Genomic DNA, 21190 nt, shown 5'->3' on the forward strand with positions numbered 1-21190 from the left:
AATGTTTTATATTTGAGTATGACAAACGACAAAGAGCTTCTCAATTCATCGAAAGCCCCGGAGCCGGTGGGGCTATACCCGCATGCCCGCCGCGTGGGCAATTTTTTGTTCCTGTCCGGCGTTGGACCACGGGAGCGAGGTACCAAAAAGATTCCGGGTGTAGAGTTGGACGAGGCTGGCAACATCACTTCGTACGACATCGAAACGCAGTGCCGCTCCGTGTTCCAGAATGTGCGCTACATACTCGAAGACTCCGGTACTAGCTGGGCAAACCTGGTGGACGTGACCGTATACCTGACAAACATGAAAGACGACTTTGCCACTTACAACCGCATCTACGCCGAGTATTTCAAGGACAACCAGCCTTGTCGCACCACCGTGGAGATCAATAAACTACCAACGCCCATTGCCATTGAGTTGAAGTGCATCGCCACGATTGACTAGCCTATACCTGCAAACAGAACAACTATACGTGAACAGTAGAGAAGAAGAATTTAAGCAGCGGGCCGAGGCCTATGCGGAACAGGAACACAAAGCGGCCGGCAATTCGAAGTCGGTGTCGTGGCTGAGGGTTGTGGTATTTATAGCTGGCGCTATAACGGCCTGGCTCTTTTTCAGAGACGGCAACCACAGCGCAGGCATTATCAGCATTGTCGGGTTCTATATCCTTTTTGTGATTACTATGCGCTGGCACAGTCGCCTCGACTACAGGTATAAGCAGCTGCAGTTGCTCGGCAAACTCAACCTGCAGGAAATCGACCGGCTGCAGGGCAAGTTACATGGCTTTGACGGGGGTGACGCCTTTAAAGACGATCATCATCCCTATACCTCCGATCTAGACATTTTCGGTCCGGATTCGCTTTTCCAACTCATGAATCGTTCGGTGACCAGTATTGGGAAGCTACGACTTGCTCAGTGGTTCCGGCAGGCGGCACCTGCTCCGGAAGTGTTGCGCAGGCAGGAGGCTGTGGCAGAACTAGCCCAGCCTGAGCAACAGGAATGGCTGCAACAGGCCATCGTAAAGCCAAGGCACTACAAACACACCCAAGCAAATACTCAGGAGTTCTTTGACTGGCTACGTGCACAGGACTTGTATAAAGCGCATCCTTGGTTGAAGCTTTTAGTATTTGCGCTGCCTGTCCTGACTTTAGCCTCAATTGCGGCCTGGTTCTATGGTTATTCGGGTTATATCGCAGTTGCGTTCCTGGCTATCCAGTACCTGTTGGGTCTTAAATTCCAGAAGCAACGCGACGATTACTACGACAAGAGCATCGGCATGTACGAGGCCATGCAAAGTTATACCGACCAACTGCAGCACCTGGAGGCCCATACATTTAAAGCGCCGCTTCTGGAGGAGATCAGGACAGAACTTTACAAAGACAACACGCCTGCTTCCACAGCCATCGGCAAAGTCGCCACCATCATCGATTACTTTTCCTGGCGACTCAGCACGCTGATGAGCTTTTTCCTGAACACCATCCTGATGTGGGATTTTGTGTGCATCTACCGGATAGAGTCCTGGAAAGCCGAGCATCTGGATCAGGTAGAGAACGGGCTTGATTTGCTGGCAGAGTTTGAAGCGCTGGCTAGTATGGCAGCCTACCAGTATGCCCAACCCCATTTCGCTATACCTGAACTGAGTACTATACCTTTCGAGTTGGATGCCGAGCAACTGGTCCACCCGCTTATCTTTTCAGTGGAGCGCATCGCTAACGATTTCGATATGCAGGGAGCAGGCAAGACCATTGTGGTAACGGGCTCCAACATGTCCGGTAAAACGACCTTCCTGCGCACTGTGGGCATCAACATGGTGCTTGCCTTTATGGGAGCAGCCGTGTGCGCTCGCCGCCTGAAAGTAGCCCCCGCACAGGTATACACCGCCATGCGCACCGCCGACAATCTGGCTGAGAATACCTCTTCTTTCTACGCCGAGCTCAAGCGCCTGCGCATCCTCCTGAACATGACAGAAGGAGATGAGCCGGTCTTTTACCTGTTAGATGAGATACTCAAAGGAACCAATTCCCGTGACCGCCACGCCGGCGCGATGGCCCTGATCCGGCAGCTGCACCGCCGCAATGCCTCTGGACTCATCTCGACGCACGATCTGGAGCTAGGCGCCATGGAGCAGGAGTTACCGGGCAGTGTCGAGAATTTCAGCTTTAACAGCACCATCGAGGGCGACAAGATACTGTTTGATTATACCTTGCACCGAGGCATCTGCCGCAGTTTTAACGCCAGCAAGCTGATGCAGCTAATGGGCATTGAGATGGAACGGACAGATGCGGCAGGATAAGTCGTGTACCTGAAGCCTGATTTTACGTTAGCATAGCAACACATTTAACGAGCATATAAACCTATGAGAGTAGTAGCCGACATCCCTAATCCGCATGTGAAAATCACGCTGCATTCCTATAACGGCAAGTATATCCTGAAGCTGGAGAAAGCGAACCTGGAGCAGACTTATAAAATAGAGGAAACCGAAGTAGCAGGAGACGAGGGCGCCAAGGCCTTACTGGACGAGGAGTTCATCGAAGCGGTGGTTAACCGATTCCAGGACATGCGTGATGCCTTTGTGAGTACGGTGAGACGGAATAACTAAGGTATAGGCAGCGCTTTTTTGCCTGGAATTGAACGGGTTACAAGGTATAGTTACTAAGCATAGTTTTGAGCTATACCTTACACATCAGCTAATCTGAATCTTCCCATGAAAAGACTTATCCTGCAAAGCACCCTCACGCCCCAGCTACTGCTATATGGTGGGATGGCGCTCATTATGTGGCCCACTGCGCTGCGAATGCTGGGCACTCTGAATTTTGAAAACAATGTTAGCCCCGCTTTTCTGTATGCAGGTATAGTCGTGATGCTCGTAGGAGTTGCCTTGCGCGTGTACCAGGAGAAGCAGGCAGGATCGTCTGTCGTGAAAGGTTATCTGTTTCGGGTAGTTGCAGGTATAGCCATAGCCACCATGATGATGCTGACAGGTATCATTAAAACCCCAGCGTTTCTGCAAAATCTGTTTCAGGGATAACCTACTATACCTGCAGGTATAGACAAACAAAAAAGGCTCTGATTTCTCAGAGCCTTTTTTAATATGAAAACTAACGTGGATTAGCCGATAGCTACTCGCTTGAACTCGGTTACAGTCAAACCTTTGCTTGTCTTCTCAAGCAGTTGAGAGATTGTAAGAGAAGAATCTTTTACGAACTCCTGGTTCAACAGTGTGCTCTCTTTGTAGAACTTGTTCAGTTTACCCTGCGCGATTTTCTCCAGCATTTGCTCTGGCTTGCCTTCAGCACGTGCCTGCTCTTTGCCGATCTCAATCTCACGCTCGATTGTAGCAGCATCAACACCGTCTTTGTCCAGCGCGATTGGCTTCATGGCAGCGATTTGCATCGCGATGTCCTTACCAACTTCAGTCACGTCTGTACCGCTGGTGTTGTTCATACCTACCAATACACCTAACTTACCATTAGAGTGGTTGTAAGCTACAACTTTTTCAGCCTTCACAGTTTCGTAAGAAACTACGTCGATCTTCTCACCGATTTTACCCATCAGATCTGTGATGTGGTCTTGCAGTGAACGACCGTCAGCCTGAGGTGCTGCCAGCAATTCTTCTTTAGAAGAAGCGCCAGTAGAAACAGCTGCATCCAGTACAGACTGTGCCAGATTCTTGAAGTCTTCCACTTTAGATACCGGCTCAGTTTCGCAAGCAAGTGCAACTACAACACCAGTAGCGCCGTCTTCGCTCACGTTTGTCAACACGATACCTTCAGAAGTAGCATTGTCAGCACGCTTGCTGGCAATTTTCTGACCTTGCTTACGCAGAATATCTTTAGCAGCTTCGAAGTCACCGTTGGCTTCTGTAAGTGCTTTTTTGCAATCCATCATACCTGCACCAGTTTCCTGGCGAAGTCTGTTAACGTCTTGTGCTGTAATAGCCATCTTTCTTATAATTAGAAATTAAAAATTATAAATTAGAAATCCTTTGTGAAAAGGAGTTAGCGCGAAATGCTGCCTGAAAATTATCGTTGGCTCTCCTGCTCTAACTACTCCCCTAAAACAAACTGAACATTGAAGCTTAAGGGCCCAATGTTCAGTTTATTGACTATGCTATATGCATGCGAGATTATTGCTCGTCAGCTTCCTGCTTGGCTTTGATGCCTTCTTCTTCAGAACGCTTACGCTCAGTCTCTTCTTTGTCTACTTTACGCTCAGACAGACCTTCTTCGATTGCCTTACCGATAATAGAAACGATAAGTGCAATAGATTTAGACGCATCGTCGTTTGCTGGAATTGGGAAGTCAACCGTCTCTGGGTTAGAGTTTGTATCGCAAACTGCGAATACAGGCAGGTTCAACTTCTGTGCTTCCTTCACGGCAATGTGTTCACGCTTCACGTCCACAATGAACAGAGCAGCTGGCAGGCGAGACAAGTCGGCAATACCGCCCAGTACACGCTCCAGTTTCTCACGCTCACGAGAAAGCATCAGACGCTCACGCTTTGCAATCGCTGCATAAGCCGTGTTGTCTTTTACCATCTTGTCGATCGTAGACATTTTCTTAAGTGACTTACGCACAGTAGCGAAGTTCGTCAGCATACCACCCAACCAACGGTCAGTTACATAAGGCATTTTCAGACGACGTGCTTCTTCAGCTACGATATCTTGTGCCTGCTTTTTGGTAGCTACGAAAAGGATTTTGCGACCAGACTTAGCGATGTTCTTGATAGCTGAAGTAGCTTCTTCAAGGGCAACCAAAGTTTTGTTCAGGTCAATGATGTGGATCCCGTTCTTCTCCATGAAGATGTACGGAGCCATTTTCGGATCCCACTTGCGGGTAAGGTGACCGAAGTGAACACCTGCCTCAAGTAATTCTTTATAATTAGTACTTGCCATGTTGTTGATACACCTTTAATATTAACGTTTACTGAACTGGAATGAACGACGCGCTTTGCGCTTACCGAACTTCTTACGCTCCACCATACGAGGATCTCTGGTTACGAATCCTTCTTTGCGGAGTGCAGATTTAGTCTCGGCGTTTTCTACTACCAGTGCTTTCGCGATAGCAAGTCTAAGTGCTTCAGCCTGGCCGCTTACACCACCACCTTTTAGATTAGCAGTAACATCGTACTTGCCAATAGCTTCTAAGGTTTGAAACGGCTGATTCACAATAGTTTGCAGTACTTCGTCAGGGAAGTATGCCTTGATATCTTTACCGTTAATAGTGATATTCCCTTGCCCGGCCGTCATGTAGATACGAGCCACCGAGGTTTTTCTTCTACCAGATGTATTGATAACTTCCATTAATTATTAGATGTTGAGGGTTAATTCTTTAGGCTGCTGAGCTGCAAATGGATGCTCGCTTCCTGCAAAAACATGAAGATTACGGAATAGCTCGCGGCCTAGTGGGCCTTTAGGCAACATGCCACGAACAGCGCGCTCAACGAGCAGCGTTGATGATTTAGCCTTCAGCTCACGTGGAGAAGTCTTGCGCTGACCACCTGGGTAACCAGTGTGCGACAGGTAGTACTTCTGATCCCACTTGCGACCAGTGAAACGTGTGTCATCAGCATTGATAACGATTACGTTGTCGCCGCAGTCAGCGTTTGGCGTGTACGAAGGCTTGTTCTTGCCTCTCAGGATCTTGGCGATTTCAGACGCCACGCGACCCAAGCTTCCTTGCCCTGCATCAATAATCACCCAGCCTTTGTTGGCTGTCTTCTTATTGACAGTAAGGGTCTTATAACTTAAATGATCCATTTTTGGTGGTTGTAAGCGATTTATTTAACAATTAATTTTTCTCTCGAGGGTTCTTGAAAAATGGTCACAAAGATAGAAACTCTTTATTTGATATGCAATACTTGGTATAGAAATATGCTGGAACACAGAGGAATACTGAAAAGAAGGCAGTGGCACAAAGCTGCGCCACCGCCTATAAGCTAATCTAGTATCTATACCTGTAGGTTATCTCGGAGCAAGGGTTGTCGCAATGCGAACTTCTCCTGTCTTTTTGTTTCCCTGCACGATCACAATATTATCAGCGTCCAATAGATTTTTCAATGCGCCTGCATTGTAGGTGGCACTAGCACGTGACTTCTTATTTAGAGAAGCAAGCACTATGTTCAGGCTGCTAATCTTGCCACCATCATACTTCTCGTTGAAAGTAAGGTCAAAGTTATTTTCTCTGAATGCCCTTTGTACTACTTCCAGTTCTCTTTTTGTAATCTCCTCTGGCCAAAGGAAATAGGTAACAAACTCTTCGGTTTCAACCAGTCGAGCTCCGCCTGCTTTAGGTATAGCCGGACCGTCATACCTGGTTGGAGGTGGCGGCGGAAGCTGCTCACCAGAAGGTGCCGGAGGTACGGGTGGAATTGCCTCTTTGCCAGGTGCAGGAGGTGGAGGTGGTGTGCCTGGAGCATCTGGTGCAGCTGGTGGTGGTGGCACAAGATGCTTCAGTTTTTTGTTGAACTCCTGTACCTGGCGGGAGTCTTTTTTTTGCTTTGTGATGATAGAAACAACCCCTGTAACAGTTTTGTCACCTAGTAGTTGTTGAGCGGCCTCGTCCTTAAAGATGCTTGTGCTGTGAATAGCCTTCTGGTCACGTGTTAGGGCTAGTGCGGCTTCTTTATTGGACTTTTTCCCATCAATGAAGTAGGATATGTTGGTTGGCATCGCCCCTTCCGCCCCTATAGATTCTTCTTTTCTGATATGAGGTGGCGCAGGCAATTCCTCCTTTATCATCACAGGCGGTGGGGGGGGCAGTAAGCCCGGAAACGCGCCATACTTACTTTTTGCCTTGGCCATGCTCGTCTGGTCATTCAGGTTATACATTTCAGTGGTGCCCGATTTCAGGAATAGCACTACTGCTTGCGGACCTTTCTCTGGATGAATCTTCCAGCCAACTTTATCAATGGTCGGGTTTCTTTTCAGGAAGTTGGTATACTCCACTGGCAGGTTGTTCCGGTCCTGGTAGTAGCCAATATCTGTTGGCGAGAAAATACGCTCTCCGTTCTGTTGCTGTACAGCATCATCATTCTGAGATTCAAACTCTGCTCTGGACATAACCTGAGCAGCACCAAGGCCTGACGGAAACTGACCATACTTTTTTTCAGCCACAGCACGACTCTTCTTATCAGCCATGTTGTAGATTTCCTCCGTCGACTCCAGGCGTACTCTGATCTCGTTACTGGATACCCATTCGATTTTACTTACCTGCGGATTGCGGGCATAAAAAGCCTTGTGCTCTGCAGCCACTTTTTTAGCTCTTTCGTTTTGGTCCGGATTGTCCCTTCTGGCAACGGGTGGTGCGCTTGGCATTTCGCCATACTTCAGCTCGGCCGAGGCCATGCTTTGCCTGTCACCAAAGGTATAGACCTCTTCAGCACCAGACTTGAGCGCAACTACTATTTTCCTGTTCGATCTCCAGGATATTCGGTTTACCTCAGGGTTGCGGGCATAGAAGGCAGCGTATTCGTCAGTTGGGTCAGTAGGAGCCTGTGTTGCTTCATCGGGGAATATGGCTTCCGTCATAGTGGCAATATCGTCCTGGGAAGCGCTCCGGAAGGCAACCAATAGCACCGTTACGAGGGGTAGCACAACCAGCAATCTGAGCCGGTTGGCTTTATTTGTGGGCATTTTGTTCATCATGGCAATTCGTCGTTTAAGTGAGGGAAAATTAAACTGATTGGCAATCTGAGGTTGTGTGGCGCCTACAACTTTCAGTAAGAGGTATTGGTATGCTACTCTGTCGACGCCAGCATTTACAACATGCTGATCGGCTATAAATTCAAGATTTTCTTTCATAGCCTGCTTCATGAGCCACACACCCGGGTTGAACCAGTAAAACACGGTGCTCAGCTCAGCCAGCAGCACATCCAGGGTATGCCAGCCGTTCACATGTATCTGCTCGTGCCGCAATATCGATTCCAGCTCAGGTGACTTGTGCTGGGCCGGGTTCAGGTAGATGGTTTTCCAGAACGAAAAGGCTTCGCTTATACCTGGCACCTTCCGGAATTCCACCCCTTGGTAAAAGGCGGGCACCGAGGTGCGGTGTATCCGGTAAAGCGAGGCAAACTGCACGGCCAGCCGCAGCAGCATCAGTCCGCAGCCGAGCCAGAACAGCGCGACAGGTATAAGCCAGTAGTCGAACGCCGCCTGTTCAGGTATAGGGGCCGGTGACCAGGCAGGCAACACAACGGCATAGGTTTGAATTGCTGCAAGTTCATCGTGTTTGCTGAATAGCTCCGAGAGGTCTACCAGCGGATAGACGGCCGAGAAGAGGATGCCGAATACCAGGAAAAGCCGGTTGAGGTGATAGAACGTGAGTTTGCGCAGCACCAGGTGGTAAGCCAGGTAGAACAGTACCAAGGCTATGTTCGCTTTCAGCAGGTATAGGAGCAGGGCTGGCATATCATTTCGTTTTTTTGTTCTCGATCATGTCAATAATCTCCTTCAGCTCCTCTGCGCTGATCTGTTTCTCCTTCGCAAAAAATGCTACCAGCTCTTTATAAGAACTCTTGAAATAATCACCGACAAAACCCTTCATGAAACGCTTCTTATAGTCTGCTTCTTTAATGGCCGGGGTATAGCGGTAGGTGTTGCCATACTTCTCGCTCAGCAGAAAACCCTTCTTCTCTAAGTTCTTCACCGTAGAGGCCAGTGTGGTATAGGGCGGCTTCGGCTCCTCCAGCTTCTCCAGAAATTCTTTGATGAAACCGCCGTCCAGCGACCAAATCGCCTGCATCGCTTCTTCTTCTTGTTGTGTCAGCTTTTCCATATTTCTACGATGTTTTCGTATAGTTACGAAAGTTTCGTAATAAGGTCAAGCGATGAGGTATAATTCTTTCAAAATTTATTTCAGTCAGGTCTAGAAAGTTTGTCTAGAGCCAATGGAAGCTGTTTTGATAGAAGAGCAGAAACATCTAATTTTAGCTGGCGTCTTAAGGTATAGCCACCACCAAACCATCATCTGATATGAAAGCCATACTTGTAAAGCAGCCCGGCGGACCCGAGCAACTGGAGCTGGGCGAATACGAACAGCCACTGCCTAAACCTTACGAATTGCTGGTGCGCGTACACGCCACTGCGCTCAACCGTGCCGACACCTTACAGCGACAAGGTAAATACCCGCCTCCGAAGGGAGAAAGTCCGCTGCTGGGCCTCGAAATAGCCGGAGAGGTGGTGCAGGCAGGTATAAGCTGCACCCGTTTCAAGAAAGGTGACAAAATCATGGGGTTGCTGCCGGGCGGAGGCTATGCTGAATACGCCGTGATACACGAAGAAATGGCCATGGCTATACCTGAAAACCTGAGCATGGAAGAAGCCGCTGCTATACCTGAAGTCTTCCTCACGGCCTGGCAGGCGATCTCATGGCTGGGCAAACTGCAGGCTGGCGAGCGGTTGCTTATCCATGCGGGAGCAAGCGGGGTAGGTACAGCAGGTATACAGCTTGCCCGCGCCCTAAACGCCGAAGTGCTCGTGACAGCCTCTGAAAAGAAAGTGCAGGCTTGTCTGGACCTTGGAGCGCACAAAGCCATTAACTACAAAGAGGTGCCTTTTGAAGAGGAGGTACTCGCTTATACCCACGCAGAAGGAGTTGACGTGATCGTGGACTTTATCGCGGGGCCCTACTTCATGCAAAACATCGAATGTCTGCGCCTGGATGGAAGAATGGTGTTGCTGGCGAGTTTGGGCGGTGGCAAAGTAGAAGAGTTTGACCTTCGCAAGATCCTGACCAAACGCCTGCAGGTGATCGGCTCCACACTGCGCTCCCGTACCCGCGACTACCAGATCAAACTCACGAAAGATATGGCCGCCTTTGCTATACCTTTGTTTAGGAACGGCACGATCAAGCCGGTAGTAGATTCTGTATTCGATTGGGCAGACGCGGCCGAGGCGCACCGCTACATGGAGGCGAATAAGAATATCGGGAAGATTGTGCTGCGTGTAAGCTAATTTTTTGACAAAGTAAGTTTTCTGCGAAATACTATTTAACGACCGAGTATTGATGATAGCGGATTAATCCTGGATCATAGGTATAGGTAAAGGTATAGGCGGTCCAAAAGGCTAAAAACAAAAAGGACAAAAGAAGCCCGATTTTTCAAGCGTCCTTTGTCCTTTGACAAATGGTCTATTGTCAAAAACTAACTATACTGCCGAAGTTGCTTGATCAGCACGGCCATGTCTTTCGGATAGGGTGCTTCAATTTTGATCGGCTCCTCGTTCATCAGCCTGAAGCCAATGGCATGCGAGTGCAGCGCAAAGCGTTTGATAAGCGGCTGCTCTTCAGTTTGCTGCTTTAGGTTGAACTTGCGCTTCAGGGTGCTCAGGTATAGCGGCTCTCCACCATACAACTCATCCCCCACAATAGGTGCTCCCAAAAACGCCAGGTGCACACGAATCTGGTGCAGGCGACCTGTCACCGGCATACATTCCAGCAAGGTGTGGCGACTGTAGCTTTCCAGCGTAGTAAAGTACGTTTCGGCAGGTTTGCCCTGCGGCGTGAGTTTAGCTACACCTTTGGCACCTGCCAGTATCGAACGGTTCACTAGTTGGTCTTCAAATTTGTGCACGCCCCAGGCTACGGCATGGTATACCTTGTATACCTCGCGGTGCTCAAACTGCATCGACACGTGGCGGTAAGCCTCGGGGCTTTTGGCAAACACCAGGCAGCCCGATGTGTCTTTGTCGAGGCGGTGGCAGGCTTGCAGATTTGGGTTGTGTTGCTTTGCCAGCTTAAGCAGGTTGGTGGTGTTCGGAGTACGGTCCTCGAGTGTAGCCAGAAACGGCGGCTTGTTCACTACCAGAAAGTCCTCGTTCTCAAATATGATCAGGTCTTTAAAAACCGGGTATTTCATGCTGTACTGTATCGTTAATGCGCGCAGCTATACCTTAGCCGCACAGCCCGCAAAGATACTTATAATTATGGTTGAATGGTTGATGGTTGTATTGTTGGGTGGATGAATTGTTAATAGCTTGTTGTTGATTACCTAGAGGTGAATAAGGTATAACCTCTGCCTTTCTTTCCTTATCTGAGGTTATACCTGCCAATCGTTTTGAGATTTCAACAATTCAACCATTAACAATTTAACAATTCAATCAACTAACTCTTCGCCTTTAATAGCTTAAACCGGAGCATGGTGCCCTTGTCGAGTTCGCTTTTAACAGCGATGAAGGAGCGGTGGGCTTCGACGATGTGCTTGGAGATGGCAAGGCCGAGACCGGAGCCGCCTTTGTCACGGGAGCGGCTCTTGTCGATGCGGTAGAAACGTTCGAAAATGCGATTAATGTGCTCCTGTGCTATACCCGGGCCATCGTCTTTCACCGTAATCGTATAGCGCTTGCGGCCTTCTGTAAACGAAACCCAGATGTTGCCGCCTGTGTGGCCGTATTTAATGGCATTATCCACGAGGTTGATGAACACCTGACGGATACGATTGGGGTCGGCGTGCAGCATGATTTTCTCTCCAGGCTCTACATCCAGCAGATGTAGTTTTGTCTGACTGTTCGTGGCTTTTTGCTCCAGCTGCTCAAATACCTCGTGCACCAGTTGCACTGCGTCAAAGTTCTGCTTTTCCATTCTCACAACGCCTTTCTCGAACTGTGAAATGCTGATCAGGTCCTGCACCAGCGTGTCGAGGCCGTCGAGGCTGTTGGCTGCTTTCTGTAAAAACTTGTCGCGCACACTGGGATCGTCTATGGCGCCGTCGAGCAAGGTATGGATGAAGCCCTGTGCTGCGAAGATCGGGGTTTTGAGCTCGTGCGAAACGTCGGCCAGAAACTCGCGACGCATTACCTGCAGGTGCTTGAGTTCGTCAATTTCCTGCTGCTTGCGCTCGGCAATCTGGAAGATGTCGTCTTTTATTTTGCGGAGCGGGTCGGCTGTGAACAGGGAGCGGCCCTCCGCTTTGCGGTACTCCTGTTTTTTTATTTTCTCGAGACTGGAATACACGTTTTTGATCTCCCGGAACACCAGTGCTTCATAAGAGAAATAGATCAGAAGAAAGCAACAGATGAAAACCAGAACCAGCGCCGCCATCAGGCCCTTTGAGGAAAAAGAGCTGGCTAAAGCCAAAAAGGCAGTGAGCACAAGGGCCACAGCCAGCGATACCAAAAGGGCAAGCGTACGGGAGTTTAAATTCATGTTTTAGTCGGTGTTAAACTTGTAGCCAACACCCTTGATGGTCCTGATCTGATCGTCGCCTATCTTCTCGCGCACTTTCCGGATGTGCACATCCACGGTGCGGGCAATCACATACACGTCGCTTCCCCACACGTTGTTGAGCAGTTCTTCGCGCGTGAACACTTTATTAGGCGTAGCTGCCAGAAAGGCCAGTAGTTCAAATTCTTTTTTCGGGAGCGTTATCTTTTCCCCGCCTTTGTACACGGCAAAGCTGGTGCGGTCTATGCGCAGGCCTCCGATCTCGATCACCTGCTCCTGTTCTTCCTGCTGCGCATCGCGGCGGGCGTAGGCTGCCAGGCGGCTGAGCAGGGCACGTGGCTTAATCGGTTTTGTGATGAAATCGTCAGCACCGGCGTCGAAAGCGGCTACTTCAGAAAACTCCTCTGATCGGGCTGTCAGAAAGATGATGTGCGTATGGCGGAAGTCCTGTTCTTCGCGCAGTTGGCGGCAGGCGGCTATCCCGTCCAGCACCGGCATCATCACGTCCATCAGGATCACGTCGGGCTTAAAGGTATGAGCTACTTCTATTGCCTTTTTGCCGTTTTCGGCCTGGGCTACGTCATAGCCTTCGCGGGCCAGGTTATACTGCAGCAGCTCCACGATATCCGGGTCGTCGTCAACTACCAGTATTTTGTAATGAGCTTGGGTTGGTGTCTGCACATCTTTATAATTTGGGTGTCCTGCCAACAGAGCGGGCAGGTATAGCTATTGCTGGAAGCCATTTGGCGGCGTCCATTTCAATACAAAGATATCACTTCGGAAGGTATAGAAGGAGCAGGCGGTCAAATCATAATATTTTCTTAACATTCGCTTTTCAGTAAAAGAAAAAGCCAGCTGATTAGGCTGGCTTTTTCTTTTATTTCTGTGCCACCAGGGCAGGTTTATGCTTCAGGTTTCTGTGTTCGTAGAGATCTACCTTCACGGATCCAACAAACATATTGGCTGAAATCAACACCGGTATCTTATTTTTGTCATCAGAAAGGTATACAGTAATGGCATCTTCTCCCTTAAACAGCTTGTTTTTTGGCATGCGCGGCACCAATTTAATGGCTTTGAAGGAGCCGGCTTTGGTACTGATCGTTTCGCGTCCCTGGTAGGTTACCAACATATCGAACGTCTCTTCATCGAAGAATCCTTTGATCGTAAACTTGTCGCCCGGCTTGAAGCGGTCATAATCCAAAGTGCGCAGGTAGTAAAAACCACTTACAATATCCTGAGCGCCGGAAGGGATTTTATGCGTACTTTCTCTTTTGTCTCTGTTCTTTTTCTTTGATTCTACCTGTGCCGTGTTTGTGAAGTGGTTAAAGTCCACAGTTTCGCGCTTGCGGTAGCTACCCTCCTCAATGTTGCGGAAAGAGCGATGCGGCAGTATAGCCGCCGTATCGATGTAAGATTGCCAGGTGTCACGAATTCTGATGAACAGGTCGAACGAGCTGCTGGTTTTGCCATACACAGTGGCTTTGTATGTTGGCCTGTCGTTGACGCGGTGCAGGTTGGGCGCTATGTCAATCACGGCTTCAGCTGCCGTAATCGGGCCATAATGCACTTTATACTTCAGTAGTTCACCAGCACTAAAGCTTTCGTTAGGTATAGTGCGCAGCGACTCCTTGGCTGCAAAGCCAGAGAGAACAACAAGCACGAGCACTAATATTGGTAATATCCTTTTCATAAGCTAAACGGGTAAGGCATGTGTAGTTTACAGTTTACATCCAACTATTATACCAAATCAAGCCTCATCACTAAGGTAATATCTTATATTCACTCTACCAACAACTTAAAACGCAAAAAGGTGCTATAATACATAGCACCTTTTTGATTACTTGTTAACAGGGAATAATGTTCATTCGGCGCCGCTGGTATCTTCCAGCGCAGCGGCCACTTTTTCAGGCTCGCCTTTTACAATTGCTCTGATCTTAAGCTCGATTTCTTCCTGCAGTTCCGGGTTGTCAAGCAGAATCTGCTTCACGCCGTCGCGGCCCTGACCTAGCTTGTCGCCGTTGTAAGAGAACCAGGAACCTGATTTCTGTACTACACCTAACTCAACGCCAAGGTCCAGAATCTCGCCTACTTTAGAAATGCCCTCACCATACATGATGTCAAACTCTACCACTTTGAACGGAGGCGCTACTTTGTTTTTCACCACCTTCACGCGAGTACGGTTACCAGTAATATTGTCAGCAGACTCTTTGATCTGGCCAATACGACGGATGTCCAGACGCACAGAGGCGTAGAACTTCAGTGCGTTACCACCTGTAGTAGTTTCCGGGTTACCGAACATCACACCGATCTTCTCACGAAGCTGGTTGATGAAGATACAGCAGCAGCCGGTCTTGTTGATCGTTCCAGTCAGTTTACGTAATGCCTGCGACATCAAACGTGCCTGTAGACCCATTTTGCTGTCACCCATGTCGCCTTCCAGTTCGCCTTTCGGTACCAGTGCAGCCACAGAGTCAATTACAATAATATCGATTGCTCCGGAGCGAATCAGGTGATCGGCGATCTCCAGGGCCTGCTCACCGTTATCAGGCTGCGAGATCAGGAGGTTCTCCGTGTCTATTCCAAGTTTTTCGGCGTATGCCTTGTCAAATGCGTGCTCTGCGTCAATAAAGGCAGCCAGGCCACCGGCGCGCTGCGCCTCTGCGATAGCATGCATGGTAAGCGTGGTTTTACCAGACGATTCAGGACCGTAGATTTCGATGACACGGCCGCGCGGTAAACCGCCAATTCCTAAAGCAATGTCAAGTCCTAGCGAGCCGGTAGAGATAGCCGGAATGTCTTCCACTTTGTTATCGCTCAACTTCATTACGGTTCCTTTACCGTAAGTCTTGTCAAGCTTGTCTATCGTCAGCTGCAGGGCTTTTAGTTTTTCGTTGCTTACGCTCATGTGTGTTTAATTAAATAGCTTTATATTGATGTGAAATTACGACGTTCAAAATCAATTTGCAAAAAAAGTAGCAGGTATTTTGCTAAATATTTTAGTTGACTATGGCTGTCTTGTTACAACACATACTGACGGGCTTTTGTGCCATCTTACACCCTTTTTTATGAGATATTTTAGGCTTTTATTTTGTGTGTTTACTGTGCTATACAGCTCTTTAGCTTATGGCCAGCTCAACAACGACGCACTTAAACTGGCTATACCTGTTAAACCTGAAAATGCTAATCAGATTAGGATTGGGCTGCACGCTTTTGGCTTCTCTAAAAATAATGAGTATTTCAATAAGATAGCCGATGGCTATACCTTGTTTGGCTATCACCTCATGCCGCGGGTAAGCTATTATCCGTCTGCTGCGGTGCGAATTGATGCGGGTGCCTTCTTGTGGAAGGACTTCGGCAGCTCAGGTTATCAGGACTTTCAGCCGACCTTTACTGTAAAGTGGCAGCAGGAAAACTGGGCTTTTGTGTTCGGTACGCTGGAGGGGAATCTCAGCCATAATTATATAGAGCCGCTCTACGATTTTGAACGGGTGATCAATGACCGGCTGGAAAACGGGCTGCAGTTTTTGCTCAACACTCACCGGGTAAAGTTGGATGCCTGGGTTGACTGGAGCAAGATGATCTACCCGGCTGACCCGGTGCGGGAGGAAGTGGCGGGCGGCATCAGTTCCGCCATACGCCTGCTTAGCAAGCCCGGCAGCGTGGCGGGCGATACCCTACGCCTGGCTATACCTGTGCAGTTCACGGCGCAGCACAAAGGCGGTCAGATCGACAGTTCACCCTTGCCCCTGCTCACCGTGTTTAATGCCGCAGTAGGCTTTGAGTTAGAACGGCAACTGCCGCATCGCATACTTCACCGGGTATACACCAAAAACTATCTGCTCGGTTTTAATGACTTTTCCAACACGTTTCAACTGCCTTTCACGAAGGGCGGTGCTGTATACCTGAATGCAGGTATAGATACCAGGTACCAGGATGTGATGCTAAGCTATTGGCGTGGTGACGGGTATATTACCGAAATGGGTGGCAAGCTATTTCAGTCGGCTTCCACGACTTACAAAGACCCTGACTACATACAGGAAGACCGACACGTGCTGATACTTCGCCTGATGAAGGATATTGAGGTAATGGACGACCTATACCTGACGCTGCGCCTGGAACCTGTTATTGATCTGGATAATCCGAAGCTGGAATTTTCGAATGCGATCTATCTGACGTTTGATACTGACTTTTTTGTCGCGAAGCCTCGCAAATAAACCAGCTTAGACTGCTTCTTGGGAATCGCGTTGCTTTAGATGGGTTGTCTGCTCGTAGTCATCGCGGGTCATGCCATAGTAGATCAGGTCCAGGAGCTCTTCGGAGTCGGCACCCCTGAAGTCACTTCGCAGCACCCCTTCCTTCACAAAGCCACAACTCTCAGCCAACTGCGAACACACATTATTATACTGTGTGCAGCGCATGTATACCTTGTTGAGCTTTACATCCTCAAATGCAAAATGCAGCACCGCTCTAAAGGCCTCCTGCGCCAGGTTCAGCATCTCCGACCAACTGGTAAAGTATAAAGCTGCCTCCGCTTTCGGCACCGACCGGTCTATGTTCTTAAGCGTGATGTCGCCAATATACGTGTTGCTTTCCTTGAGCCATACGCCAAAGTCAAATTGCTTGCGGTTGTCCCAGTCGCTGCGAAGTTGGGCCAGCTGTGTGCGGGCATCTTCCAGGGCGCGCACGCGGGCTACCCTTCCGGTAAAGGCCGGGTTCAGCGCTGCCGTGTCCTCCTGAATAACGCGCATAAACTCCTGCTCATCACCCTCCGCATAAGGCCTGAGTACCAGATGATCCGTCTTGAGTTGTTCATCAAAAGCATCTGTCAGGGTATTGTATAAAAAGCTCATAGGTATAGTTTCGTTTTAATGGAACAGCTAGATCGTCGCTTCTGCTGCTTTTTTTGTCATACGCTATCCGTCCGAAAATGTAAGGATAATCTTCAGAAGCCTGCCTGCACCAACCGATCAGGAGTGAAGGCCGTTATAGGTTTTATAGAATGTAAATACTGAAAATTTTTAACCATTGATCTATGAAAAACAGACTGGAAGGCAAAGTCGCCATCGTGACGGGCGGCGGAACAGGTATAGGAGAGGCGATCTGTAAGAAATTTGCGCAGGAAGGGGCCCGTGTTGTAGTAGCGGGCTTCCCCGAAGACCCCGTTGAAAATGTAGTGAAGGAAATCCAGAAAGAGGGCGGAGAAGCGATCGCCTATAATGGTGACATTTCCACTGCAGCCAACGCAAAGGCATGCGTCGAGCTCGCGGTAAAACAATACGGACAGCTCGACGTCCTCGTCAACAATGCCGGGGTCTTCCCGGAGGTGAACCTGCTGCAGGACTACACCGAGGAGGCGCTGGACTACATGATCAAGAACAACATTAAGTCAGCTTTTGCTATGAGCAAGGCCGCACTGCCAGAGTTGCACAAAACAAAAGGGAATATTGTGTCCGCCGGATCTGAGGCTGGCGTGATAGGTATAGCGCAGAACACACCTTATGGTGGTACCAAAGGTTTTATCCATGCCTTTATGAAAGGGCTGGCCGTGGAGCAGGCGCAGTTCGGCGTACGGGTCAACATTGTAGGGCCAGGACCAATCGACACTGCCTGGACGCACGAAAGCACCGGCCCGATGGATGGCAAAATGGTGAAGACCATGAAAGCAGCCACACCCATGGGCCGCAGGGGGAGCCCGGAAGAAGTCGCGAATGTTTACTGCTTCCTGGCTTCAGATGAGGCCTCGTATGTGACGGGTGCACTCTATATGGTTGATGGCGGCATTACAATTGCAAAAGGCCCGGTAGGAGATGAGGCAGCCTCCAGTATGAAGAAACAGCCAGATGGCGAGCTTGACCTGGAACATTCCAAAGAAGGGCATACCACCATCCGGAATAAATAAGCTTTTGGAAATGTATAAAAGCAAAGGGCCTGCAGGTATAAGGCTGCAGGCCCTTTGCTTTTATAAGGTATAGCTATTGGCTATTGATTCAAAAGGAAAGGGTATTTGAAGTGTTTCGGGCTGTTGAGCTGCTGCTGGCGCATCATCACCTGCAGGGTATGGGCCGTTTCGTTGAAAAACTCCAGTCTGCGGATCAGCATTTCTTTCTGCAGTATCACACCACCCGACGTTTTCATGTAAGCTTTTTTGTCTTCCATGACACGCTGCATGGTGTCCATCACTGTATTCTCGTTCTGCTTAAACCAGCGCGTGAAATCCTCCAGGCGAGCTGCTCCCGCTGTTTCAGAATTAAACTCAAGGCCATGCAGGCGCAAAATGTCGGCTAGCAGGTCTACCTCCAGTGGAATAGATACATTATAAGGCATGGAGCGAACCTCCAGTTTGCTGTTCAGGGCTCCGATGATAGTGGCCAGGTTTTCTTTAAAGCGAACGTATAGCGCTGCCGCCTCCATAAGTTTCAGGGTAATGTGTTCAAAAATCAGTACAGGCGCAAAATTACACCAATAAGCTTAGATTGCTAAATTGTTTGGTGAATTGTTGAAGTGTTAAATTGTTAAATGGCTGAATTGTGAGATTGTTGACTGGCTAGAGTTCTGCGATGATTGACAAGGTATAACTGAAGGTGCTAGCTTCTGCTATGCAAAGAAAGCTAGAGCTATACCTTATTCGGCTCTAAGCAATTTAATTATCAACAATTCAGCAATTTAGTTTACAGCAGCTCCTGTATCAACTGCTCGACTGTTATACCTTCTGCCTCGGCCTTAAAGTTGCGCACAATGCGGTGACGAAGAATTGGTAAGGCAACAGCCTGCACGTCTTCTATATCAGGCGAGTATTTGCCGTTAAGCAATGCATTGCACTTTGCCCCGATAATCAAATGCTGGGAGGCACGCGGTCCGGCACCCCACTCCAGGTATTGGCTGGCCCGTTCAGATCCCATTGCTGTGTTAGGGCGGGTCTTGTGCACCAGTTTCACGGCATACTCTACCACATTGTCCACTACCGGTACGCGACGCACCAACTGCTGAAAAGCCATGATGTCATCAGCGTGCAAAATTTTATCGAGCGCTACGCGGGCTGCGCCGGTTGTGTTCTTCACGATCTGCAGCTCCGACTCGTAGCTCGGGTAACCCAGCGTGATGTTGAACATGAAGCGGTCGAGCTGTGCTTCAGGCAGGGGATAGGTCCCTTCCTGCTCAATCGGGTTTTGGGTGGCCAGCACAAAGAAGGGGCGGGGCAGTTCGTAACGCTTGCCGGCAACCGTTACAGCATACTCCTGCATCGCTTCCAGCAGGGCTGCCTGCGTTTTAGGAGGCGTACGGTTAATCTCATCTGCCAGAATGATGTTGGCGAAGATGGGGCCTGTCACAAAGTTGAAATTACGATCCTTGTCCAACGTCTCAGCGCCCACAATATCACTCGGCATCAGATCCGGCGTGAACTGCACCCGGCTGAAAGACATGTCAAGCGAGGAGGCGATGGTCTGGATAAGAAGTGTTTTGGCGAGTCCCGGAACCCCAACCAGGAGGCAGTGCCCCTGACAAAAAACGGCTGTAAGTACCAGGCGCACGACGTCTTCCTGACCTACAATCACTTTTGATATTTCAGAAGTGAGGTCCTGGTAGGAGCGGTACAGCGCGTCGGCTGCTTCTTTGTCAGAGGTATACTGCTTCATGTACGTGTCTATTGCGTTAACTCAAGCACTTTGCATTGGTCGTAATCCGGGTCGATCTCAATGAATACGGTGTCCTTGTTTTTTCGGAACCATTCGTCCACTGCCTTGTCTCTTTTCTGTGCCAGGGCGGCGGCGGCTATTTTCTGATAGTCGTCGCTCATGTTGGCCATGTGAGGCGATGATTTGTAACGGAGCTGAATGATACGGGCTGCTTCTCTGCCATCAGGCGTGGTAAAGGTCACCGGCTTCGACACATCACCCACTTTCATGGTATCGATCACGAAGAATATACCTGGCTCCACTTCATCCATCGGAATGTACGAATTACCAGTCATACGGCTAATGATGGTACCTCCGTTGTCTTTTGTGTTCTTATCGTCTGAAAAATCTTTGGCAGCTTTCGCAAAGCTGATGCTATCGTTCAAGATGAGGGTACGCACACTGTCCAGCGCAGCAATGGCATCCTGCACATCCACACGCGCAGTGGCAGGCTTAATAAGGATGTGACGTGTGTTGAACTCCTGTCCTTTGCGCTCGATCATCTGAATGAGGTGAAACCCGAACATCGATTCTATCACATTTGACATCTGGCCTGGCTCGAGACGCAGTGCAGCAGCTTCATACTCTGGTACCAGTTCTTTCTTTTTCATGAAACCCAGTTCACCGCCATCTTCGGCAGAGCCCGGATCTTCAGAGTATTCACGAGCCAGTGTGGCAAAGTCTTCACCGGCCACAATACGCGCGCGAATTTCTTCCAGCTTCTGGCGGGCAGCCTGCTTCTGCTGGCGGCTCACCTCTGCGTACTTCACAATGTGGCTCAGCTGCACTTCGCTGGAGAAGTAAGGCAAGCTGTCTGCAGGAATCTGGTTGAAATAGCGGCGCACCTCTTTCGGGGTCACAGTTACTTTGTCCGTGATTTCGCGTTGCATCTTTTCAGATACCATTTGGTTGCGAACAGAACGGCGCAGTTCGTCGCGCAGCTGCTTGACAGATTTATTGTAATATTGCTCAAGGCGCTCTGTGCCACCTACCTGCGAGGCCAGGTAATCAATTCTGCGGTTCAGTTCGCCTGTTACGGCAGTTTCTTCTACTACAACAGAGTCAATCTCGGCGCGGGCCAGCAACAGTTTTTCCTGCACCATCGACTTAAGTATCTCGCATTTTAAAGGCTCAGTTTGCGCGCTTGGCTGCTGTTTGCTCTGCGCCAGGTACTGCAGGTAGCTGAACTCAAGCTCTGAGCGCAGGATCACGTGGTTGTCTACCTTGGCTATGATGCCATCCAGTTTCTTCTGTGTAGGGGCCTGCGCCGTGGCTGTAAAGGCTGTAATCAGGCAGAGCAGTAGCAGGGCCAGGTTTTTCGTTTTATAGATTGTGTTATGCATGTTGACTTCTATCGGT

At 49.2% G+C, this 21190-nt stretch carries 22 protein-coding genes; 7 read left to right on the plus strand and 15 right to left on the minus strand.

Annotated features, from left to right (window positions below; all coding sequences use genetic code 11):
- Positions 1 to 18: 18 nt before the first annotated feature.
- From K3G39_RS10240 to K3G39_RS10255, 4 genes are all read left to right on the plus strand, one after another.
- Positions 19 to 444 (plus strand): RidA family protein, encoded by a 426-nt coding sequence (locus tag K3G39_RS10240; protein WP_220626072.1) that lies wholly within the window; start codon positions 19 to 21, stop codon positions 442 to 444.
- A gap of 28 nt (positions 445 to 472) precedes the next feature.
- A complete protein-coding gene (locus tag K3G39_RS10245) occupies positions 473 to 2293 on the plus strand; it encodes a DNA mismatch repair protein MutS (protein ID WP_220626073.1) in 1821 nt (606 codons plus the stop codon).
- 63 nt (positions 2294 to 2356) lie between these two features.
- On the plus strand, positions 2357 to 2599 hold the full coding sequence (locus K3G39_RS10250) for a hypothetical protein (RefSeq protein WP_220626074.1): 243 nt from the start codon (positions 2357 to 2359) through the stop codon (positions 2597 to 2599).
- A gap of 105 nt (positions 2600 to 2704) precedes the next feature.
- Entirely contained in the window at positions 2705 to 3028 is a 324-nt protein-coding gene (locus K3G39_RS10255) for a hypothetical protein (protein ID WP_220626075.1), read from the plus strand.
- Between the two features lie 80 nt (positions 3029 to 3108).
- Here K3G39_RS10255 and tsf read toward each other — a convergent pair whose 3' ends face one another.
- The 6 genes from tsf to K3G39_RS10285 all read right to left on the minus strand — a co-directional run bounded on the left by tsf (position 3109) and on the right by K3G39_RS10285 (position 8774).
- Positions 3109 to 3942, minus strand: a complete 834-nt coding sequence (gene tsf, locus K3G39_RS10260) for a translation elongation factor Ts (RefSeq protein ID WP_220626076.1) — start codon at positions 3940 to 3942, stop codon at positions 3109 to 3111.
- A gap of 184 nt (positions 3943 to 4126) precedes the next feature.
- Positions 4127 to 4894, minus strand: coding sequence for a 30S ribosomal protein S2 (gene rpsB / locus K3G39_RS10265; RefSeq protein WP_220626077.1), 768 nt, complete (start codon positions 4892 to 4894; stop codon positions 4127 to 4129).
- 21 nt (positions 4895 to 4915) lie between these two features.
- The gene (rpsI, locus tag K3G39_RS10270; protein ID WP_018476900.1) at positions 4916 to 5302 is read right to left on the minus strand and encodes a 30S ribosomal protein S9; all 387 of its coding nucleotides are present in this window, start codon (positions 5300 to 5302) and stop codon (positions 4916 to 4918) included.
- A 6-nt stretch (positions 5303 to 5308) separates the two neighbouring features.
- The gene (rplM, locus tag K3G39_RS10275; protein WP_220626078.1) at positions 5309 to 5758 is read right to left on the minus strand and encodes a 50S ribosomal protein L13; all 450 of its coding nucleotides are present in this window, start codon (positions 5756 to 5758) and stop codon (positions 5309 to 5311) included.
- A gap of 204 nt (positions 5759 to 5962) precedes the next feature.
- Positions 5963 to 8407 (minus strand): M56 family metallopeptidase, encoded by a 2445-nt coding sequence (locus K3G39_RS10280; protein ID WP_220626079.1) that lies wholly within the window; start codon positions 8405 to 8407, stop codon positions 5963 to 5965.
- A 1-nt stretch (position 8408) separates the two neighbouring features.
- Positions 8409 to 8774 (minus strand): BlaI/MecI/CopY family transcriptional regulator, encoded by a 366-nt coding sequence (locus tag K3G39_RS10285; RefSeq protein ID WP_220626080.1) that lies wholly within the window; start codon positions 8772 to 8774, stop codon positions 8409 to 8411.
- A gap of 197 nt (positions 8775 to 8971) precedes the next feature.
- On the opposite strand from K3G39_RS10285, the gene K3G39_RS10290 reads away from it, so the two are divergent.
- Entirely contained in the window at positions 8972 to 9952 is a 981-nt protein-coding gene (locus tag K3G39_RS10290) for an NAD(P)H-quinone oxidoreductase (protein WP_220626081.1), read from the plus strand.
- Positions 9953 to 10140: 188 nt separating this feature from the next.
- On the opposite strand, the gene K3G39_RS10295 is transcribed toward K3G39_RS10290, so the two are convergent.
- The 5 genes from K3G39_RS10295 to recA form a co-directional block, all read right to left on the minus strand.
- On the minus strand, positions 10141 to 10854 hold the full coding sequence (locus K3G39_RS10295; RefSeq protein WP_220626082.1) for an RluA family pseudouridine synthase: 714 nt from the start codon (positions 10852 to 10854) through the stop codon (positions 10141 to 10143).
- Positions 10855 to 11099: 245 nt separating this feature from the next.
- Positions 11100 to 12140 carry a cell wall metabolism sensor histidine kinase WalK gene (locus K3G39_RS10300; protein ID WP_220626083.1) on the minus strand — a complete coding sequence of 347 codons (1041 nt, stop codon included), beginning with the start codon at positions 12138 to 12140 and terminating at the stop codon, positions 11100 to 11102.
- Between the two features lie 3 nt (positions 12141 to 12143).
- Positions 12144 to 12839 carry a response regulator transcription factor gene (locus K3G39_RS10305; protein ID WP_220626084.1) on the minus strand — a complete coding sequence of 232 codons (696 nt, stop codon included), beginning with the start codon at positions 12837 to 12839 and terminating at the stop codon, positions 12144 to 12146.
- A gap of 196 nt (positions 12840 to 13035) precedes the next feature.
- Positions 13036 to 13848 (minus strand): DUF3108 domain-containing protein, encoded by an 813-nt coding sequence (locus tag K3G39_RS10310; RefSeq protein WP_220626085.1) that lies wholly within the window; start codon positions 13846 to 13848, stop codon positions 13036 to 13038.
- A gap of 171 nt (positions 13849 to 14019) precedes the next feature.
- Positions 14020 to 15063, minus strand: coding sequence for a recombinase RecA (recA, locus tag K3G39_RS10315; protein WP_220626086.1), 1044 nt, complete (start codon positions 15061 to 15063; stop codon positions 14020 to 14022).
- 160 nt (positions 15064 to 15223) lie between these two features.
- Between recA and K3G39_RS10320 the strand changes: the two genes are divergently transcribed.
- Positions 15224 to 16372 carry a hypothetical protein gene (locus K3G39_RS10320; RefSeq protein ID WP_255594227.1) on the plus strand — a complete coding sequence of 383 codons (1149 nt, stop codon included), beginning with the start codon at positions 15224 to 15226 and terminating at the stop codon, positions 16370 to 16372.
- Between the two features lie 6 nt (positions 16373 to 16378).
- Here the strand turns inward: K3G39_RS10320 and K3G39_RS10325 are convergent, their stop codons facing one another.
- Entirely contained in the window at positions 16379 to 17008 is a 630-nt protein-coding gene (locus K3G39_RS10325) for a GNAT family N-acetyltransferase (protein WP_220626087.1), read from the minus strand.
- 182 nt (positions 17009 to 17190) lie between these two features.
- Between K3G39_RS10325 and K3G39_RS10330 the strand changes: the two genes are divergently transcribed.
- Positions 17191 to 18057 (plus strand): SDR family NAD(P)-dependent oxidoreductase, encoded by an 867-nt coding sequence (locus K3G39_RS10330; protein WP_220626088.1) that lies wholly within the window; start codon positions 17191 to 17193, stop codon positions 18055 to 18057.
- Between the two features lie 80 nt (positions 18058 to 18137).
- On the opposite strand, the gene K3G39_RS10335 is transcribed toward K3G39_RS10330, so the two are convergent.
- From K3G39_RS10335 to K3G39_RS10345, 3 genes are all read right to left on the minus strand, one after another.
- The gene (locus tag K3G39_RS10335; protein WP_220626089.1) at positions 18138 to 18569 is read right to left on the minus strand and encodes a hypothetical protein; all 432 of its coding nucleotides are present in this window, start codon (positions 18567 to 18569) and stop codon (positions 18138 to 18140) included.
- A 257-nt stretch (positions 18570 to 18826) separates the two neighbouring features.
- On the minus strand, positions 18827 to 19792 hold the full coding sequence (locus K3G39_RS10340) for a MoxR family ATPase (protein ID WP_220626090.1): 966 nt from the start codon (positions 19790 to 19792) through the stop codon (positions 18827 to 18829).
- Between the two features lie 8 nt (positions 19793 to 19800).
- The gene (locus tag K3G39_RS10345) at positions 19801 to 21174 is read right to left on the minus strand and encodes a peptidylprolyl isomerase (RefSeq protein ID WP_220626091.1); all 1374 of its coding nucleotides are present in this window, start codon (positions 21172 to 21174) and stop codon (positions 19801 to 19803) included.
- Positions 21175 to 21190: the final 16 nt, after the last annotated feature.

The sequence above is a fragment of the Pontibacter sp. HSC-14F20 genome (assembly GCF_019599265.1).
Taxonomy (GTDB): domain Bacteria; phylum Bacteroidota; class Bacteroidia; order Cytophagales; family Hymenobacteraceae; genus Pontibacter.

What these genes read in the sequence shown, in the direction of transcription:
- rplM (WP_220626078.1), bottom strand. Translation starts at nt 5,758, where the DNA reads ATGGATCATTTAAGTTATAAGACCCTTACTGTCAATAAGAAGACAGCC.
- K3G39_RS10290 (WP_220626081.1), top strand. Translation starts at nt 8,972, where the DNA reads ATGAAAGCCATACTTGTAAAGCAGCCCGGCGGACCCGAGCAACTGGAG.
- K3G39_RS10295 (WP_220626082.1), bottom strand. Translation starts at nt 10,854, where the DNA reads ATGAAATACCCGGTTTTTAAAGACCTGATCATATTTGAGAACGAGGAC.
- K3G39_RS10340 (WP_220626090.1), bottom strand. Translation starts at nt 19,792, where the DNA reads ATGAAGCAGTATACCTCTGACAAAGAAGCAGCCGACGCGCTGTACCGC.
- K3G39_RS10335 (WP_220626089.1), bottom strand. Translation starts at nt 18,569, where the DNA reads ATGGAGGCGGCAGCGCTATACGTTCGCTTTAAAGAAAACCTGGCCACT.
- K3G39_RS10325 (WP_220626087.1), bottom strand. Translation starts at nt 17,008, where the DNA reads ATGAGCTTTTTATACAATACCCTGACAGATGCTTTTGATGAACAACTC.
- K3G39_RS10280 (WP_220626079.1), bottom strand. Translation starts at nt 8,407, where the DNA reads ATGCCAGCCCTGCTCCTATACCTGCTGAAAGCGAACATAGCCTTGGTA.
- K3G39_RS10330 (WP_220626088.1), top strand. Translation starts at nt 17,191, where the DNA reads ATGAAAAACAGACTGGAAGGCAAAGTCGCCATCGTGACGGGCGGCGGA.
- recA (WP_220626086.1), bottom strand. Translation starts at nt 15,063, where the DNA reads ATGAGCGTAAGCAACGAAAAACTAAAAGCCCTGCAGCTGACGATAGAC.
- tsf (WP_220626076.1), bottom strand. Translation starts at nt 3,942, where the DNA reads ATGGCTATTACAGCACAAGACGTTAACAGACTTCGCCAGGAAACTGGT.
- K3G39_RS10240 (WP_220626072.1), top strand. Translation starts at nt 19, where the DNA reads ATGACAAACGACAAAGAGCTTCTCAATTCATCGAAAGCCCCGGAGCCG.
- rpsI (WP_018476900.1), bottom strand. Translation starts at nt 5,302, where the DNA reads ATGGAAGTTATCAATACATCTGGTAGAAGAAAAACCTCGGTGGCTCGT.
- K3G39_RS10255 (WP_220626075.1), top strand. Translation starts at nt 2,705, where the DNA reads ATGAAAAGACTTATCCTGCAAAGCACCCTCACGCCCCAGCTACTGCTA.
- K3G39_RS10345 (WP_220626091.1), bottom strand. Translation starts at nt 21,174, where the DNA reads ATGCATAACACAATCTATAAAACGAAAAACCTGGCCCTGCTACTGCTC.
- K3G39_RS10250 (WP_220626074.1), top strand. Translation starts at nt 2,357, where the DNA reads ATGAGAGTAGTAGCCGACATCCCTAATCCGCATGTGAAAATCACGCTG.
- K3G39_RS10300 (WP_220626083.1), bottom strand. Translation starts at nt 12,140, where the DNA reads ATGAATTTAAACTCCCGTACGCTTGCCCTTTTGGTATCGCTGGCTGTG.
- rpsB (WP_220626077.1), bottom strand. Translation starts at nt 4,894, where the DNA reads ATGGCAAGTACTAATTATAAAGAATTACTTGAGGCAGGTGTTCACTTC.
- K3G39_RS10310 (WP_220626085.1), bottom strand. Translation starts at nt 13,848, where the DNA reads ATGAAAAGGATATTACCAATATTAGTGCTCGTGCTTGTTGTTCTCTCT.
- K3G39_RS10320 (WP_255594227.1), top strand. Translation starts at nt 15,224, where the DNA reads ATGAGATATTTTAGGCTTTTATTTTGTGTGTTTACTGTGCTATACAGC.
- K3G39_RS10285 (WP_220626080.1), bottom strand. Translation starts at nt 8,774, where the DNA reads ATGGAAAAGCTGACACAACAAGAAGAAGAAGCGATGCAGGCGATTTGG.